Origin of the sequence: Streptomyces sp. NPDC048275 (genome assembly GCF_040652275.1) — a bacterium.
GTDB lineage: Bacteria > Actinomycetota > Actinomycetes > Streptomycetales > Streptomycetaceae > Streptomyces.
Genome location: NZ_JBEZLR010000124.1, coordinates 14,032 through 28,181 on the forward strand (window position 1 = coordinate 14,032; position 14,150 = coordinate 28,181).

At 72.0% G+C, this 14,150-nt stretch carries 11 protein-coding genes and 4 pseudogenes; 11 read left to right on the top strand and 4 right to left on the bottom strand.

Going from position 1 to position 14,150, the window contains the following annotated elements; all coding sequences use genetic code 11:
• From AB0D57_RS41940 to AB0D57_RS41950, 3 genes and pseudogenes are all read left to right on the top strand, one after another.
• Nucleotides 1-450: pseudogene (locus tag AB0D57_RS41940) on the top strand (hypothetical protein); the annotation flags it as partial.
• 115 nt (nucleotides 451-565) lie between these two features.
• Nucleotides 566-1,813, top strand: coding sequence for an aminotransferase class I/II-fold pyridoxal phosphate-dependent enzyme (locus AB0D57_RS41945; protein ID WP_362086477.1), 1,248 nt, complete (start codon nucleotides 566-568; stop codon nucleotides 1,811-1,813).
• Complete coding sequence (locus tag AB0D57_RS41950; protein WP_362086480.1) at nucleotides 1,810-2,907, top strand: MBL fold metallo-hydrolase; 1,098 nt, start codon at nucleotides 1,810-1,812, stop codon at nucleotides 2,905-2,907. The genes AB0D57_RS41945 and AB0D57_RS41950 overlap by 4 nt, the downstream gene beginning before the upstream one ends.
• Before the next feature lie 82 nt (nucleotides 2,908-2,989).
• Here AB0D57_RS41950 and AB0D57_RS41955 read toward each other — a convergent pair whose 3' ends face one another.
• Both AB0D57_RS41955 and AB0D57_RS41960 read right to left on the bottom strand, forming a co-directional pair.
• Entirely contained in the window at nucleotides 2,990-3,616 is a 627-nt protein-coding gene (locus AB0D57_RS41955) for a VTT domain-containing protein (RefSeq protein ID WP_362086508.1), read from the bottom strand.
• 47 nt (nucleotides 3,617-3,663) lie between these two features.
• Nucleotides 3,664-4,437, bottom strand: a complete 774-nt coding sequence (locus AB0D57_RS41960; RefSeq protein ID WP_362086483.1) for an MBL fold metallo-hydrolase — start codon at nucleotides 4,435-4,437, stop codon at nucleotides 3,664-3,666.
• Nucleotides 4,438-4,521: 84 nt separating this feature from the next.
• Here AB0D57_RS41960 and AB0D57_RS41965 point away from each other — a divergent pair, with 84 nt between their 5' ends.
• From AB0D57_RS41965 to dnaK, 6 genes and pseudogenes are all read left to right on the top strand, one after another.
• Nucleotides 4,522-4,956, top strand: a complete 435-nt coding sequence (locus AB0D57_RS41965; RefSeq protein ID WP_362086486.1) for a hypothetical protein — start codon at nucleotides 4,522-4,524, stop codon at nucleotides 4,954-4,956.
• 123 nt (nucleotides 4,957-5,079) lie between these two features.
• The gene (locus tag AB0D57_RS41970) at nucleotides 5,080-7,164 is read left to right on the top strand and encodes a phage holin family protein (RefSeq protein WP_362086489.1); all 2,085 of its coding nucleotides are present in this window, start codon (nucleotides 5,080-5,082) and stop codon (nucleotides 7,162-7,164) included.
• Between the two features lie 12 nt (nucleotides 7,165-7,176).
• Nucleotides 7,177-7,404: pseudogene (locus AB0D57_RS41975) on the top strand (AAA family ATPase); the annotation flags it as partial.
• Nucleotides 7,405-7,424: 20 nt separating this feature from the next.
• A pseudogene (locus tag AB0D57_RS41980) lies at nucleotides 7,425-7,745 on the top strand (hypothetical protein); the annotation flags it as partial.
• Between the two features lie 64 nt (nucleotides 7,746-7,809).
• Nucleotides 7,810-8,235 carry an OsmC family protein gene (locus tag AB0D57_RS41985; RefSeq protein WP_362086492.1) on the top strand — a complete coding sequence of 142 codons (426 nt, stop codon included), beginning with the start codon at nucleotides 7,810-7,812 and terminating at the stop codon, nucleotides 8,233-8,235.
• Between the two features lie 148 nt (nucleotides 8,236-8,383).
• The gene (dnaK, locus tag AB0D57_RS41990) at nucleotides 8,384-10,255 is read left to right on the top strand and encodes a molecular chaperone DnaK (RefSeq protein ID WP_362086495.1); all 1,872 of its coding nucleotides are present in this window, start codon (nucleotides 8,384-8,386) and stop codon (nucleotides 10,253-10,255) included.
• Nucleotides 10,256-10,320: 65 nt separating this feature from the next.
• Here dnaK and AB0D57_RS41995 read toward each other — a convergent pair whose 3' ends face one another.
• Both AB0D57_RS41995 and AB0D57_RS42000 read right to left on the bottom strand, forming a co-directional pair.
• Nucleotides 10,321-11,187 carry a helix-turn-helix transcriptional regulator gene (locus AB0D57_RS41995; protein ID WP_362086499.1) on the bottom strand — a complete coding sequence of 289 codons (867 nt, stop codon included), beginning with the start codon at nucleotides 11,185-11,187 and terminating at the stop codon, nucleotides 10,321-10,323.
• A 108-nt stretch (nucleotides 11,188-11,295) separates the two neighbouring features.
• Nucleotides 11,296-12,129 (bottom strand): helix-turn-helix transcriptional regulator, encoded by an 834-nt coding sequence (locus AB0D57_RS42000; protein ID WP_362086502.1) that lies wholly within the window; start codon nucleotides 12,127-12,129, stop codon nucleotides 11,296-11,298.
• A 28-nt stretch (nucleotides 12,130-12,157) separates the two neighbouring features.
• Here AB0D57_RS42000 and AB0D57_RS42005 point away from each other — a divergent pair, with 28 nt between their 5' ends.
• Together AB0D57_RS42005 and AB0D57_RS42010 are read left to right on the top strand one after the other, a co-directional pair.
• Nucleotides 12,158-13,294: an ADP-ribosylglycohydrolase family protein gene (locus tag AB0D57_RS42005; protein WP_362086505.1), complete on the top strand. Its 1,137-nt coding sequence runs from the start codon at nucleotides 12,158-12,160 to the stop codon at nucleotides 13,292-13,294.
• Between the two features lie 201 nt (nucleotides 13,295-13,495).
• Nucleotides 13,496-14,150: pseudogene (locus AB0D57_RS42010) on the top strand (transposase); the annotation flags it as partial.

A 14,150-nucleotide genomic window follows, 5' to 3' on the forward strand; every position in this document is an offset into this window, starting at 1 on the left:
GAGGAGCGCCCCGACACGGAGGAGGGACTGGGCACGGAGGAGGGAGCGGGGACGGTGGAGCGTCCGGGCACGGGGGAGGCATCGGAAACAGGGGAGGGAGCGGACACGGAGGAGCGCCCCGACACGGAGGAGGGACTGGGCACGGAGGAGGGAGCGGGGACGGTGGAGCGTCCGGGCACGGGGGAGGCATCGGGAACAGGGGAGCGAGCGGACACGGAGGAGCGTCCTGGAACGGAGGAGCGTCCTGGAACGGAGGAGCGTCCTGGAACGGAGGAGCGTCCGGGCACGGAGGAGCGTCCCGTCGGTGTCCAGTACGGGGTGCGCGCCGGTGAGGGCGCCGCCTTCACCGGGTCCGTCCCGGCCCTGGTCGCCGGCAGTGTCCTCATCGCGGGCGCGCTGGCCGCGGCCGTCCACCGCGTACTCCACAAGCGCGCGGCCGCCGACCACTGACCCGGTGAGCGGCGCGGCCGGGACCGTACGAGGGACGAAGGCACGGCACGGCACGGGCCACTGAGTGAACGCACTGGCGACAGGGCATGGCACCACGGACTGCGCGGAGGCACCTATGCGGCGGACGGTTCCGGAAGGGCACGGGCCGGTCCGCTACGGCCCGCCGATTCCCGATCAGGGTCTGCCCGTGCTGCCGGAGCTGCGGGCCGTACTCGCCGCGGCCGCGGACCGCGCCGAGGCAGCACCCTCCGGCGGCGCCCCCGCGCTCCTCGACGCCGCCTGCGGCTACTGGACCCGACGGGGCCTCGCCGCCGAACGCGACCGGGTGGTCGCCGCCCCCGGCGCCCCCGCACTGCTTCTCGCGCTGACCGGCGCTCTCGGCGGCGACGTCCTCGTGCCGCGCCCCTGCGCCGCGTGGTGGGCTCCGCAGGTCCGCCTGCTCGGCAGGTCCGCGTTCCATGTCCCGACGCCCGCGGAGTGCGGCGGCCTGCCGGATCCGTACGCCCTCCTGGAGACCGTCCGCAGAGTCCGTGCCGAAGGCGGCGACCCACGCCTGCTCGTGCTCTCCGTCGCCGACGACCCGACCGCCACCGTCGCGCCGCCCGAGGTGGTGCATGAGACCGTCGAGGCCGCGGTGGGTGAGGGGCTGCACGTGGTCAGCGACGAGACCTGGCGCGACACCCTGCATCAGCCGCACGACACCGTGCTGCTGAGCCCCGCCGAGATGCTCCCCGACGAGGTCACCGTCGTCACGGACCTCTCGGGTGCCTTCCTGCCGGAGAGCTGGCCCGCCGCGGTGGCCCGCTTCCCGGACACCGCCGCGGGCGCCGGGCTGCGCGCCCGCGTCCTCGACGTACTCACCGCGCTGGGCGCCCGGGTCGCCGAACCGGTCGCCGCGGCGGCCGGGTACGCGCTCGGCGAGCCCGACGGGATCACCGAACGACTGACGGCCGCGGTACGCCTGCACGCGCGCGTGGCCTTCGCGGCGCACCGCGCGGTGGTCGGAGCCGGGGCCCTCGCGCGGCCGCCGCAGGCCGGGAGACATCTGTACGTGGATCTCGGCCCGTTGCGTTCCGCGCTCACCGTGCACGACGTCGGCGACGCACAGGAACTGGAGGACTTCCTCACCGCCCGGCTCGGTATGCCCGCGCCGGGCGGCCACCGCTTCGGGGACGACCTCGGGGCGCTTCGGGTGCGGCTGGGGACGGGGCCGCTGCTCGGGGCCACCGATGAGGAGCGGGGGGAATGCCTCACGTCTCCCACACCGTTGGAACTGCCGCAGGTGCAACGCGCGTTGACCCTTCTGGGGTCGGCCTTCGACGATCTCCGCGACGACGCTCAGCGATGGGAGCCTCCTCGATGACGCAGCAGTCCCAGTCGACGACGAGCACGAGCACGCAGGACGGCGACGATCCGGACTCCTCCTCGGCACCGGTGGCGGGGCATCACCCGCCATCCGCCGTTCCTCACTCTCCTCACTCTCCTCGCCTCCCTCTCGCCGAGCCCCGTCCGCTCGGCGAGAGTCGTGTGTGGCCGCGGTCGTTCGCCGACCGGCTGACCGCGCCGCTGCCGGGGCTGCGGGCCTTCGCGCGGTTCGCCCGCGAGGGGGCGCTGCGGCCGGGGCCCGAGGCGCTCGCGGACGTTCCGGCACTGCCCTTCGCGCCGGAGCCGCTGCCGCGGGTGGACGCGCACACCGTCGCCGTCTCCTGGGCGGGGCACGCGAGTTGGGTGATCGGCATCGGCGGGCTCACCGTCCTCACCGATCCGGTCTGGTCCCGCAAGATACTCGGCACCCCGGTCCGGGTCACCCCGGTCGGCGTGGCCTGGAGCGCGCTGCCGCGCATCGACGCGGTCGTCATCAGCCACAACCACTACGACCACCTGGACGCGCCGACGCTGCGCCGACTCCCGCGCGACACACCGGTGTTCGTGCCGGCCGGGCTCGGGCGCTGGTTCCGGCGTCGCCGGTTCAGCCATGTCACCGAGCTGGACTGGTGGGAGGCGGCCGAACTCGACGGCGTGCGCTTCGACTTCGTCCCCGCGCACCACTGGTCCAAACGAAGCCTCAGCGACACCTGCCGCACGCTGTGGGGCGGCTGGGTTCTGACGGCGCCCGAAGGGCGGCGACTGTACTTCGCGGGTGACACGGGGTACGGGCACTGGTTCGCACGCATCGGGGAGCGCTATCCGGGGATCGACCTTGCGCTGCTTCCCATCGGGGCTTACGACCCTCGGTGGTGGCTGAGTGACGTCCACTGCGATCCGGAGGAGGCTGTGCGGGCCGCCGTCGACCTGGGGGCCCGGCGGATGGCGCCGATGCACTGGGGGACGTTCGTGTTGTCGGCGGAGCCGGTGTTGGAGCCGTTGGCCCGGGTGCGGGCGGCTTGGGAGCGGGCGGGGTTGGTGCGGGGGGATCTGTGGGATCTGGCGGTGGGGGGTTCTCGCGTCTTGGGGTGATGGTGGTTGTGGGGTGGCTGCGGGGCCACTGTGGTTGCGCACGCCCACGCGGCGGAGCCGCAAAATGTCACAGCCCGCGCTCCTATCCGGGCGCCGTTCCGCGAACCCTGCGCCATACCCCCGGTGCCACGCTGATCGCCACGGTCAGTACGACCGCTGCCACCACGCCCTCCCAGGGTTCGCTGAAGAGGGAGCCGCCGAGGATGCCGATGACTTGGTAGGTCGCCGCCCAGGCGAGGCAGGCCGGTATGTCGCCGCGGGCGAAGGCGCGCAGGGGCATCTTCGCCATCAGGCAGGCGAGCATCACCGGGATGCGGCCCGCCGGGACGAGACGGGACAGGACAAGGACGGTGACGCCGTGGTCGCTCAACTTCCGCTGGGCCTGGGCGAGACGGTCCTCGGGAGCGCGCACACGGATGGCCTCCAGCCAGCGTGAGCCGTTCTTGGAACCCATGCCGCGCCGGCCGAGCCAGTAGAGCGTGACGTCGCCGAGGAACGCCGCGAGCGCGGCCACCAGGAAGACCAGCAGCAGCGCGAACGGTGCCGTCTGGTGAAAGGCCACCACGGCCGCCGAACTCACCAGCGCCCCCGTCGGCACCACCGGCACCAGCGCGCCGATCAGCACCAGCAGAAACAGCGACGGATAGCCGATCGCCTGCTGCGTGCTCTCCGGCGTCACGGCCGCCCCCGTGGCCGACACGAATATCACCGGGGCCGCGCTCGTGGCGGACAGCGCGGAGAACGTGGGCAGCAGTGTCACCGCGCGACCTCCGGCCGTACGCTCTCGCCGTGCTCGAGCCGGTGCACCGCCACCTGGGGCGCATGCTCGGCGGCCAGGCGCACGAATTCATCGCCCGGCGCATGGAATTCATGGGGGCGCACGCCGTCCATCCCGATCGGCCAGTACGTGCCGTAGTGCACCGGCACCGCGCTTCTCGGCATCAGCTGGGCCAGCGCCTGCGCGGCTCGCCCCGCGTCCAGGTGCCCCTCGCCGAGAAACGGTCCCCATCCGCCGACCGGCAGCAGCGCCACGTCGACCGGTCCGACCTCCTCGGCCATCGACTCGAACAGACCGGTGTCCCCGGCGAAATACGTGCGGGCCTCGCCCTCGATCACGAAGCCCAGCGCGGGTGCGCGGTGCGGTCCGACCGGCAGCCGCCGCCCGTCGTGCCGCGCCGATACGGCACGTACCACCAGGTCACCGACCTGTGTCCGGTCCCCGGGTGCGACCTCGGTGAGCCGCAGATGGTCCAGCCTGCGCAGTGCGGGCACCGCGAGCGGCGCACCCTTGGGCACCAGCAGCAGCGTGCCCGGCGCGAGCCGCTGCAGGGACGGCAGATGCAGATGGTCGGCGTGCAGATGCGAGACCAATGCCGCGTCCGCGACCGCCGCCTCGGGTGGGGGCGGCGCCCCGCGCCTGCGCCGCAGATGCGCGAGCCGGCGTGCGAAGAGCGGGTCGGTGAGCACGCGTGTGCCGGAGTCCGCCAGCGTGCAGGTGGCGTGCCCCCACCAGGTGATCTCCACCGGCACTTCTTTGCCTCCTTCGCGCGACTCCCCCCGAGCCTACGGGCAGGAGTAGGGTCGGCGGCGAAACCCGGAGGTGAGGGGGACGCCATGACCAACGCGCGCAGCGCCTCCGCCATGCCCACCACAGTCCGCGTCACGGCCATCGCGAGCCTGACGCCCCTGGAGGAACTCGACGTGGACCCCTTCCTCGTCGACTCCCGCAGCCAGCACGCGATGTGCGCCCGCTGGGCCGCCGAGCGCGGCTATGTCGTCACCCGGGAGCTGCTCGTCCGCGGTCTGCGCCCCGACCATCACACCCTGTGGGCCGATGTCGAGGCGGGCCTCGTCGACCTGTTCGTCGCGCCGAGCCACCGCGTCCTGGAGCGAGCCCTCGCCTCTGTCGACGAGTTCACCGCCGAGTGCGCCCGCCGCGGCGTACGGATCGAGACGGTCGGGAGCGCGGAACCGTCGTACGACGCCCAGATGAAGGCCCGGGTCCATCGCCGCCTGTCGATGCCGACCGCGGGGTACGACGGCCGCTGAACCGTGACCGGGGGAGATCCGCCCGCCCGCGGTGACGGGGACATCAGGACCTTCCCGCACGTTGTGACAGGGTGGGAACAGGCCACGCGGACCGGGCGGGCCGGGACGTGAGGTGGACAGGGCGTGGGTGGAGGGCGTTGGCGGCGGGTCCTCAGCGGAGTGTGGCGGAGCATCGCGGTGTGGGCCGTGTCCACGGTCACGATGCTTGTCCTCGCCGGTGCGCTGCCCGACTTCCAGTTGCAGTCCGACAACGGGGACAGCGCCACGCAGATCGCCGTCACCGCGGCGGTCGGCGCGGGTGCCTTCGGTCTGCTGTCGTCCCTCGTGTGGCCGCTGCTGGTGCGGGCGCTGCTGCTGGTGCCCGCGCTCGTGCTCGGTCTGCTCGTCTTCTTCCTGAACGGCTCCTTGCTGCTGATCGCGCTGCGCGTCACCCCCTCGGGACAGGGCGAGGCCGCGCCGGAGACCGCCGTGGTCGTCGCCGCCGTGATGTCCGCCGTGGCCTCGGCCACCGGTGGCGCCCTCGCCGTACGGGACGACGACGCGTACCGGCGCAGGCTCTACCGGCTCGCCGACCGGCGCCGCGGGCGCGACGCCGGACAGGCCGGGCCCACGACCCCCGGCTCGGTCTTCCTCCAGCTCGACGGTGTGGGCCACGACGTCCTCGAAAGAGCTGTCGGTAAGGGGCTCATGCCGACTGTGGCGGGATGGCTCGGCGGTGACCGCCCCCACCGACGCCCCACGCACCGGCTCACCCCCTGGCGCACCGACTGGTCCAGTCAGACCGGCGCCAGCCAGCTCGGCATCCTGCACGGCAGCAACCACGACATCCCGGCCTTCCGGTGGTACGAGAAGGACAGCCACGAGGTCATGGTCTGCAACCGTCCCTCCAGCGCCGCCGAACTCCAGCGCCGGGCCATCGAGTACACCGGCGACGGGGGACTGCTCACCGTCGACGGAGCCAGCCGCGGCAACCTCTTCAGCGGCGGCGCCGACCAGTTGGCCCTCGTGCTGTCCATGGCGGCGCGCAGGGGCAGGGAGAACCGCTCCCGGTCGGGCTACTTCGCGTACTTCTGCGATCCCGCCAACGCCGTCCGTACGGCCATGTCCTTCGTTGCCGAGGTCTTCCGGGAGATCGGCCAGTCCGTCCGGGCCCGGCTGAAGAAGCGGCGGCCACGCGTCAGCCGCGGCGGGCTGTACCCCTTCGTCCGCGCCTTCGCGACCGTCGTCGAGCGGGACGTCGTCGCCGCCGCGGTGATCGGCGACATGCTGGCCGGGCGCAACGCGATCTACGCGGACCTGGTGGCGTACGACGAGGTGGCGCACCACTCCGGGCCGCGCGGCCGGGACGCGGAGAAGGTGCTGGAGCGGCTCGACCGTTCGCTCGCGCTGATCGCCAAGGTCGCCGAGCACGCCCCGCGGCCGTACCGGATCGTCGTACTGTCGGACCATGGCCAGAGCCCCGGCGAGACCTTCCTGACCCGCTACGGCCTCAGCCTCGGCAATCTGGTCCGGGCCGGCTGTGGGCTGCCCGTACCGCGCAAGGCGCAGCGCACACACAGTGGCGCCGAGGCGCGGGCGGCGGTGCGGGCCGCGCTGCGCAGGCCCGTCGAGGAGGGCGGCGAGCGGCACCGCCCCTCGCGCCGCTCCGAGCCCATCGTGCTGGCCTCCGGAAACCTCGGGCTGATCTCCTTCCCCGACATGCCGCACCGGATGAGCCGGGAGGAGATCGACCGGCGCCACCCCGCCCTGCTGTCCACGCTCGCCAACCACCCGGGCGTCGGCTTCGTGCTCGTCCGCAGCGAGGAACACGGCGGACTCGTGCTCGGCGCGCACGGGGCGGAGGCGTCGGTGGACGAGCTCGACGACGAGCACCCGGGGCCGCTCGCCGACTTCGGCCCGGGTGCCGCGGCGGCCGTACGACGGACGCACTCCTTCCCGCACGTCGCCGACATCATGGTCAACTCCTGGTACGACCCGAAGGAGGGCGAAGTCCTCGCCTTCGAGGAGCAGATCGGCTCGCACGGCGGCCTCGGCGGCGCCCAGGGACGGCCCTTCCTGCTGTCGCCGGTGGCGTTGTCCGCGCCGGTCGAGGACGAAGCCGAGCTGGTCGGCGCCGAGCAGGTGCACCAGGTGCTGCGGCGCTGGCTGCGCGAGTGCGACGGCCCCCAAGTGCCGCTGACGGTGCGCTCGGACGAGCGCGCCGCCTGAGCCCCTTGCTGGTTGCAGGCAGCCGTCACCGTCACTCCCGCCCGCATCCCGGAGCTGCTGCTCGGTCTCGCCACCGTGCGGCCGGTCTTCCTCTGGGGCGCCCCCGGCATCGGAAAGTCCTCGCTGGTACGGGAGTTCGCCGAGTCGCTCGGCCTGGAGTGCGTCAGCCTGCTCGGCACCCAGCTCACCCCCGAGGACCTCATCGGCGTCCCGCAGATCCGCGACGGGCGCTCGGTGTTCTCGGCAGCCCGTGATGTACGGCCGCACGCGTCGTGTTCAGCGACGCGGCACCGCACGACGCGGGCTGTCTGCCGGTCACGGAGATCGCCATGGGGGCGCCCCTGGTCGAGCGGAGTCGAGAGCTTGGGGGAGGGTTCGGGTGCGCGGCCGCGGCGGTACGGTCCTGCCGCCGGGCATCGACCTGCTGCCGCGCGGACGACTTCCCGCCGGTCGCTCCCGTGTTGGTGATCACGGACGGCTGGTGCGACGTGCTGCGGGTGCGGCGCGAGCACGCGTACCCGATTCCGCAGGGCGCGCGGCTCCCGTTCACCGCCCGCGGACCGGTCTTCCGGGTGCACTGAGCACAGGTGTGATCGGATGGTGGACACGGACCCCGAAAACGGGACCTCATCGAAGGGATTCATCGTGGCAACCACGCGCACCGCACACACTGTGTGGGAAGGCAACCTGCTCGAGGGCAACGGCGTCGTCACCTTCGACTCCTCCGGCATCGGCCAGCAGCCGGTGACGTGGGCGTCGCGGGCCCAGGACGCGAACGGCAAGACCAGCCCCGAGGAGCTGATCGCGGCCGCCCACTCCAGCTGCTTCTCCATGGCGCTGTCGCACGCCCTCGCGGGAGCCGGCACCCCGCCCACCAAGCTCGTCACCAACGCCGACGTCACCTTCCAGCCCGGCGAGGGCATCACCGGCATCCACCTCACCGTGGAGGGCACGGTGCCGGGCCTCGACAACGACGGCTTCGTCGCGGCGGCCGAGGACGCGAAGAAGGGCTGCCCGGTCAGCCAGGCCCTGACCGGCACGACGATCACCCTGTCGGCCAAGCTCGCCTGACGCGCGTCCGTACCCCGGTGCCGCGCTCTCCCCCGGGAGGGCGCGGCACTGTCATGTCCAGGCCCACACGGGGCATCGCCCCATTGACAAGTGGGCACTCAAGTTTTGTGCTGGAGAGTGGGCAGAGCCCTGGCGGAAGGGGACGGACATGGCACGTGCGGTCGGGATCGACCTCGGTACGACGAACTCGGTGGTGGCCGTCCTCGAAGGCGGCGACCCCACCGTCGTCGCCAACGCGGAGGGTGCGCGCACCACACCCTCCGTGGTGGCCTTCGCCAAGAACGGCGAGGTGCTCGTCGGCGAGGTCGCCAAGCGGCAGACCGTGACGAACGTGGAGCGCACCGCGCGCTCGGTGAAGCGGTACATGGGCGACGCGAGCTGGCGGTTTCCCGAACAGGGCTCCGTCGACGGCACCCGCTACCGCGCTCAGGAGCTGTCGGCGCGGGTGCTGCAGAAGCTGAAGCGGGACGCGGAGGCCTATCTCGGCGAGGACGTCACGGACGCCGTGATCACCGTGCCCGCCTATTTCGACGACGCCCAGCGCCAGGCCACCAAGGAGGCCGGTGAGATCGCGGGCCTGAAGGTTCTGCGGATCATCAACGAGCCGACGGCCGCCGCCCTCGCCTACGGGCTCGACCGCGGTGAGGAGCAGACCGTCCTCGTCTTCGACCTGGGCGGCGGCACCTTCGACGTCTCGCTCCTGGAGATCGGCGACGGCGTCATCGAGGTCAAGGCCACCAACGGCGACACCCGGCTCGGCGGCGACGACTGGGACCAGCGGATCGTCGAACACCTCGCGCAACGCTTCAAAGCGTCGTACGGCATCGACCTCGGCCACGACAAGATGGCGCTGCAACGGCTGCGCGAGGGCGCCGAGAAGGCCAAGGTCGAGCTGTCCAGCTCCTCCGAGACCAGCATCAACCTGCCTTACATCACCGCCACCGCCGAAGGCCCGCTGCACCTGGAGGAGAAACTGACGCGAGCTCAGTTCCAGGAGCTGACCGCCGACCTGCTCGACCGCTGCCGGACTCCCTTCCACCAGGCGGTGAAGGACGCGGGCGTGAAGATCGCCGTGATCGACCACGTCATCCTGGTCGGCGGCTCGACCCGGATGCCCGCGGTCACCGACCTGGTCAAGGAGCTCACCGGCAAGGACCCGCACAAGGGCGTCAACCCCGACGAGGTGGTGGCCGTGGGCGCCGCGCTCCAGGCGGGCGTCATCCGCGGCGACGTCAAGGACGTGCTGCTCCTCGACGTCACCCCGCTGTCCCTCGGCATCGAGACCAAGGGCGGCATCATGACCAAGCTCATCGAGCGCAACACGACGATCCCGACACGGCGTTCGGAGATCTTCACCACCGCCGCGGACAACCAGCCCTCGGTGGGCATCCAGGTCTACCAGGGCGAGCGCGAGATCGCCGCGTACAACAAGAAGCTCGGTGTCTTCGACCTCACCGGTCTGCCGCCCGCGCCGCGCGGGGTCCCGCAGATCGAGGTCGCCTTCGACATCGACGCCAACGGAATCATGCACGTCTCCGCGAAGGACCTCGGGACCGGCCGCGAGCAGAAGATGACGGTGACGGGCGGCTCGGCGCTGCCCAAGGACGACATCGACCGCATGATGCGGGAGGCCGAGCAGTACGCGGAGGAGGACCGCAAGCGCCGGGAGACGGTGGAGACCCGAAACCAGGCCGAGCAACTCGTCTACCAGACCGAGAAGTTCATCCGCGACAACGACGAACGCATACCGTCCGACACCAAACCGGAGGTCGAGTCCGCGATCACCGACCTGAAGCGACTCCTGGAGGACTCCGCCACCGACACGGCCGCCCTGCGGGCCGGCGTCGAGAAGCTTGCCACCGTCAGTCAGAAGATGGGCCAGGCGATGTACGCGCAGACCCAGCAGACCCCCCGGGAGGAGCCGCCCGCCGAGCACGCCCCGGCCGAGGAGGAAGGCGTGGTGGACGCGGAGATCATCGACGACGACAAGGAGACGAGAGGCGGCACGACCGGCACGTGAAGGGGCCGGGGGTCGTGCGGGGGCAGGGCCGCGGGCTGTACGGGGCAGAGCCGCGGCCCGGCGGCTCAGTACTGGTCGCGGAGCTTGCGGAGGATGTCCTTGGTGCGCGCGACGGAGGCTGCCTGGGCCGACATGTGGTCCAGGACCTCCAGGTGCATGGCCACCTCGCGGCGCGAGTCGAGATAGAGCGCGCCCGTCAGATACTCGCTGTAGACCATGTCGGGCAGTTCCGGCTCGGCGAAGCGGAACAGAGCGAAGGACGTGTAGGTCCCCGGATGCGGGCCGCTCGCGTACTCGGCGACCTGGAGCGTGATGTCGTCGCTCTCCATCTCTGCCAGGAGCCGGTCGATCTGGTCCCGCATGACCTTGCCGTGGATGCTCACGGGCCGCCGCAGCGCGGTCTCGTCCATGATCACCCAGAGACGGGGCCGATTCTCCCGCCCCAGCAGCAGCTGCTGGCGGGTCATGCGCAGTGTCACATGCCGCTCGATGGCCTCGGGCCCCGTCTGCCCCACCGTCCCGGCCTGCAGCACGGCACGCGCGTACTGCTCGGTCTGCAACAGCCCGGGCACGAAGTGCGGTTCGTACGACCGGATCAGCCGGGCGGCTCCCTCCAGGCTGACGTGCATGCTGAACCAGTCCGGCAGCACGTCGTGGAACCGCTGCCACCAGCCCGGCTGGTTCGCCTCCTCGGCCAGCGCCACGAAGGCGGCGACCTCGTCGTCGGCCACGCCGTACGTCGTCAGCAGCACTTGCAGGTACGGGATCTTGAGGGAGACCTCCGCCATCTCCATCCGCCGCACGGTCGCCGGGGCGACGCGCAGCACACGCGCGGCCTCCTCGCGCTTGAGCCCGGTGGCCTCGCGCAACTCCTGCAACCGCCGCCCGAGCACCACCTGACCCACGGTGGGCGCAGCCCGCCGCTCACTCACGCCACGCCCTCCCCACGCGCCGAAAACCCCGCGCAGTGTGTCATGTTCCCCCTCGGACTCTCGTGGGTCCGACGGAAGCATTGACTCAAACGGATCAGCGACGCTCCGTCAAGAGACGAGTGACTGAAAGTATTTGGCCGTGGCCGGATCCGCGGGCAGGAACGTCTCGATGGCCAGCTCGGCGACCGTCACATCCATGGGGGTGTTGAAGGTGGAGATGGACGACGTGAAGGACAGGATCCGACCCTCGTGCTCGATCCGCATCGGCAGCGCGAAATAGGCGGTCGGCTCGTTGGCTGCCTCTTCGGTCGGATCCGGATCTCCTACCGGGTACGCCGCCACCTCCTCGTACAGCGCGCGCAGCGGCTCGCAGCGGTGCAGGGCGATCTGGCGCTCCATCTGCGCGAGCAGGTGGTCGCGCCACTCGCGGTGATTGCGGATCCGCGGCGCCAGACCCTCCGGGTGCAGCGTCAGCCGCATCGCGTTGAGCGGCGGCGCGAGCAGGGACTCGGGGATGCCGTCCAGGAGCATGGCGATGCCCCGGTTGGCGGCGAGCACGGTGTACGTGGCGTCCACCACCAGCGCCGGGTAGGGCTCGTAGCCCTGGATCAGCCGTTCCACGCCCTGGCGCAGGGCCTCCATCGACGGGTCGTCGAGCGGGGTCTCCGGGTAGTGGGGTGCGTAGCCGGCGGCCAGCAGCAGCGCGTTGCGTTCCCGCACGGGGACGTCGAGGTGTTCGGCCAGGCGCAGCACCATCTCCTCGCTGGGGCGGGAGCGGCCGGTCTCGATGAAGCTGATGTGCCGGGCCGAGGAGTCGGCTCGCGACGCGAGCTCCAGCTGGCTGACCCGACGCCGCTCCCGCCAGCCGCGCAGCAAGGGACCGACGCCCTTGCCGACAGGGCTGGTTGAGGGAGTGCCGGGACCGGACGCGACAATGGCCATACGAGGACCGTAGCCGAGGGAGTGGTGCGTGAACGACCTGTGGAACCGTCGCCTGTCCTGGGAGGCCGAGGCCGTCTACCGGGCACGCGTGCGCGGCTGTCTGCTCGGCGGGGCGATCGGTGACGCGCTCGGCTATCCGATCGAGTTCGCGTCCCTGGACCGCATCCGCGTCGACCACGGCCCCAACGGCGTCATGGGCCTGGTGCCCGACGGCGAGGGCGTCGTGGGGCGCGTCAGCGACGACACCCAGATGACCCTGTTCACCGCCGAAGCCGTCGCCCAGGCCCATCGGCGCGAGCGACTCAAGGGAATCGGCGGCGGCGCGGCCCGGCTGGCGCGGTGGGCGTACGAGCGATGGCTGGAAACGCAACGGAAGCCGGGACCGGAGGAGAGCGCGATGGCCGTTGCGCGAGTTGCCGGCACACCCGCCCACGGGTCCAACACGTACGCCGGCCCCACCGGCGGTCTCGTCGCCCAATCCTGGCTGTACGCCCGCCGCGCCCCCGGCAACGCCTGTCTCTCCGGGCTCGCACAGGAGGACCACGTCCCCGACCCGCTCCTCGAACTGGGACCGCCCGGAAGGATCAACCCCGACTCCAAGGGGTGCGGCGCCGTGATGCGCTCGGCGCCCTTCGGGCTCGCCCCGGCGTCGGACGACTTCGCCTTCGGCCTCGCCGCCCGCTGCGCCCAGATGACCCACGGACACCCCACCGGCTACTACGCCGCCGGCGCCCTGGCCGCCATCGTCGTCCATCTGGTCGCAGGTGACTCCCTGGAGGGCGCGGTGCTGCGCGCGATGCGCCTGCTGGCCCGGTACCCCGGCCACGAGGAGACGACGGCCGCCCTGCGACGCGCCCTGGACCTGGCCGCCGAGGGTGACCCCGGCGCCGAGAAGGTGGAGACGCTGGGCGCCGGCTGGATCGCCGAGGAGGCCCTGGCCATCGGGGTGTACTGCGCCCTTGCCACACCGCGCGTCCACGACGCCCTCCTCCTCTCTGTGAACCACTCGGGTGACAGCGACTCCACCGGGTCCATCTGCGGCAACCTCCTGGGCGCCCGCCACGGCGACCACGGGCTGCCGCACGACTGGCTGGAGTGGGTCGAGGGCCGCGCACAGATCGCGGCACTGGCGGACGACTTCGCCACGGAGTGCGTACGGCGCTGATCGTGGCCGCGACCCGGCGGCCACCGTGTGGCAGGGTTGCCAACAGTGGATCGGTTTGTCTGGTTTGCCTGGGTGTTGCTGTGATCTTTGCGGTCTGCTCGGGCTGTTTTCGATTGCTGCGTGACCTTTGCGGGTGGGATGCGTTGTGGATGTGAGTCCGATGATCGGACAACAGGTCGAAGCAGGGCGGGGAGGTGGACGGTGCGGCGGAAGATCCAGCTGGGTGAGGGGGAGACGGAGCGCATCGCGTGTGCCTCGGCGTCCGCGTTCCGGGGCCTGGATACGGTGACCGGCGAGGTGTTGGGCGCCGGGGTGCTGGCGGGGCGGGTGGGTTGGCTGACGTCCCTGGTCGAGGCGCTGTGTACCGAGGTGACCTCGGCGCACTGGAACCGGCCCGACCTTGCGCAACTCGCCTCCGGGAGGGACCGGTCGGGGGCCCGGCTGCCGTCGAGCGCGTGGATGGCGGTGCGCACGCTGGGCTGGGGTGCGGTGGTTGCGGAGGGGTTGTATGTGCCGGACCGGGTGCGGCGGGTGGCTGAGGAGCAGGCCGGGCGGGCGCTGCGGTCGGCCTGGTGGCGTAGCGAGATCACTGACGCGGTCCTGGCCACCTGGCCTGTCGGCCCGGGTGCCGATCCCCTGCGGCGTACCGAGAGCGAGTGGGCGTCGTTGCGGGCGGCGTGTCCGGACGGGCAGGCCGTGGCAGCCTCGGTGCTGCGCGCCCGGACCCGGCAGGTGGTCGCTTTCCAGGCGACGTACGGGCATCTGCCGGTGGATGTGTGCGCGCTGGAGGGGGCGCCGGGTGGTGGGCGGCAGGTGGTGCTGGCCGCCGCGGACAAGCAACTGTGCACCCTGAGGC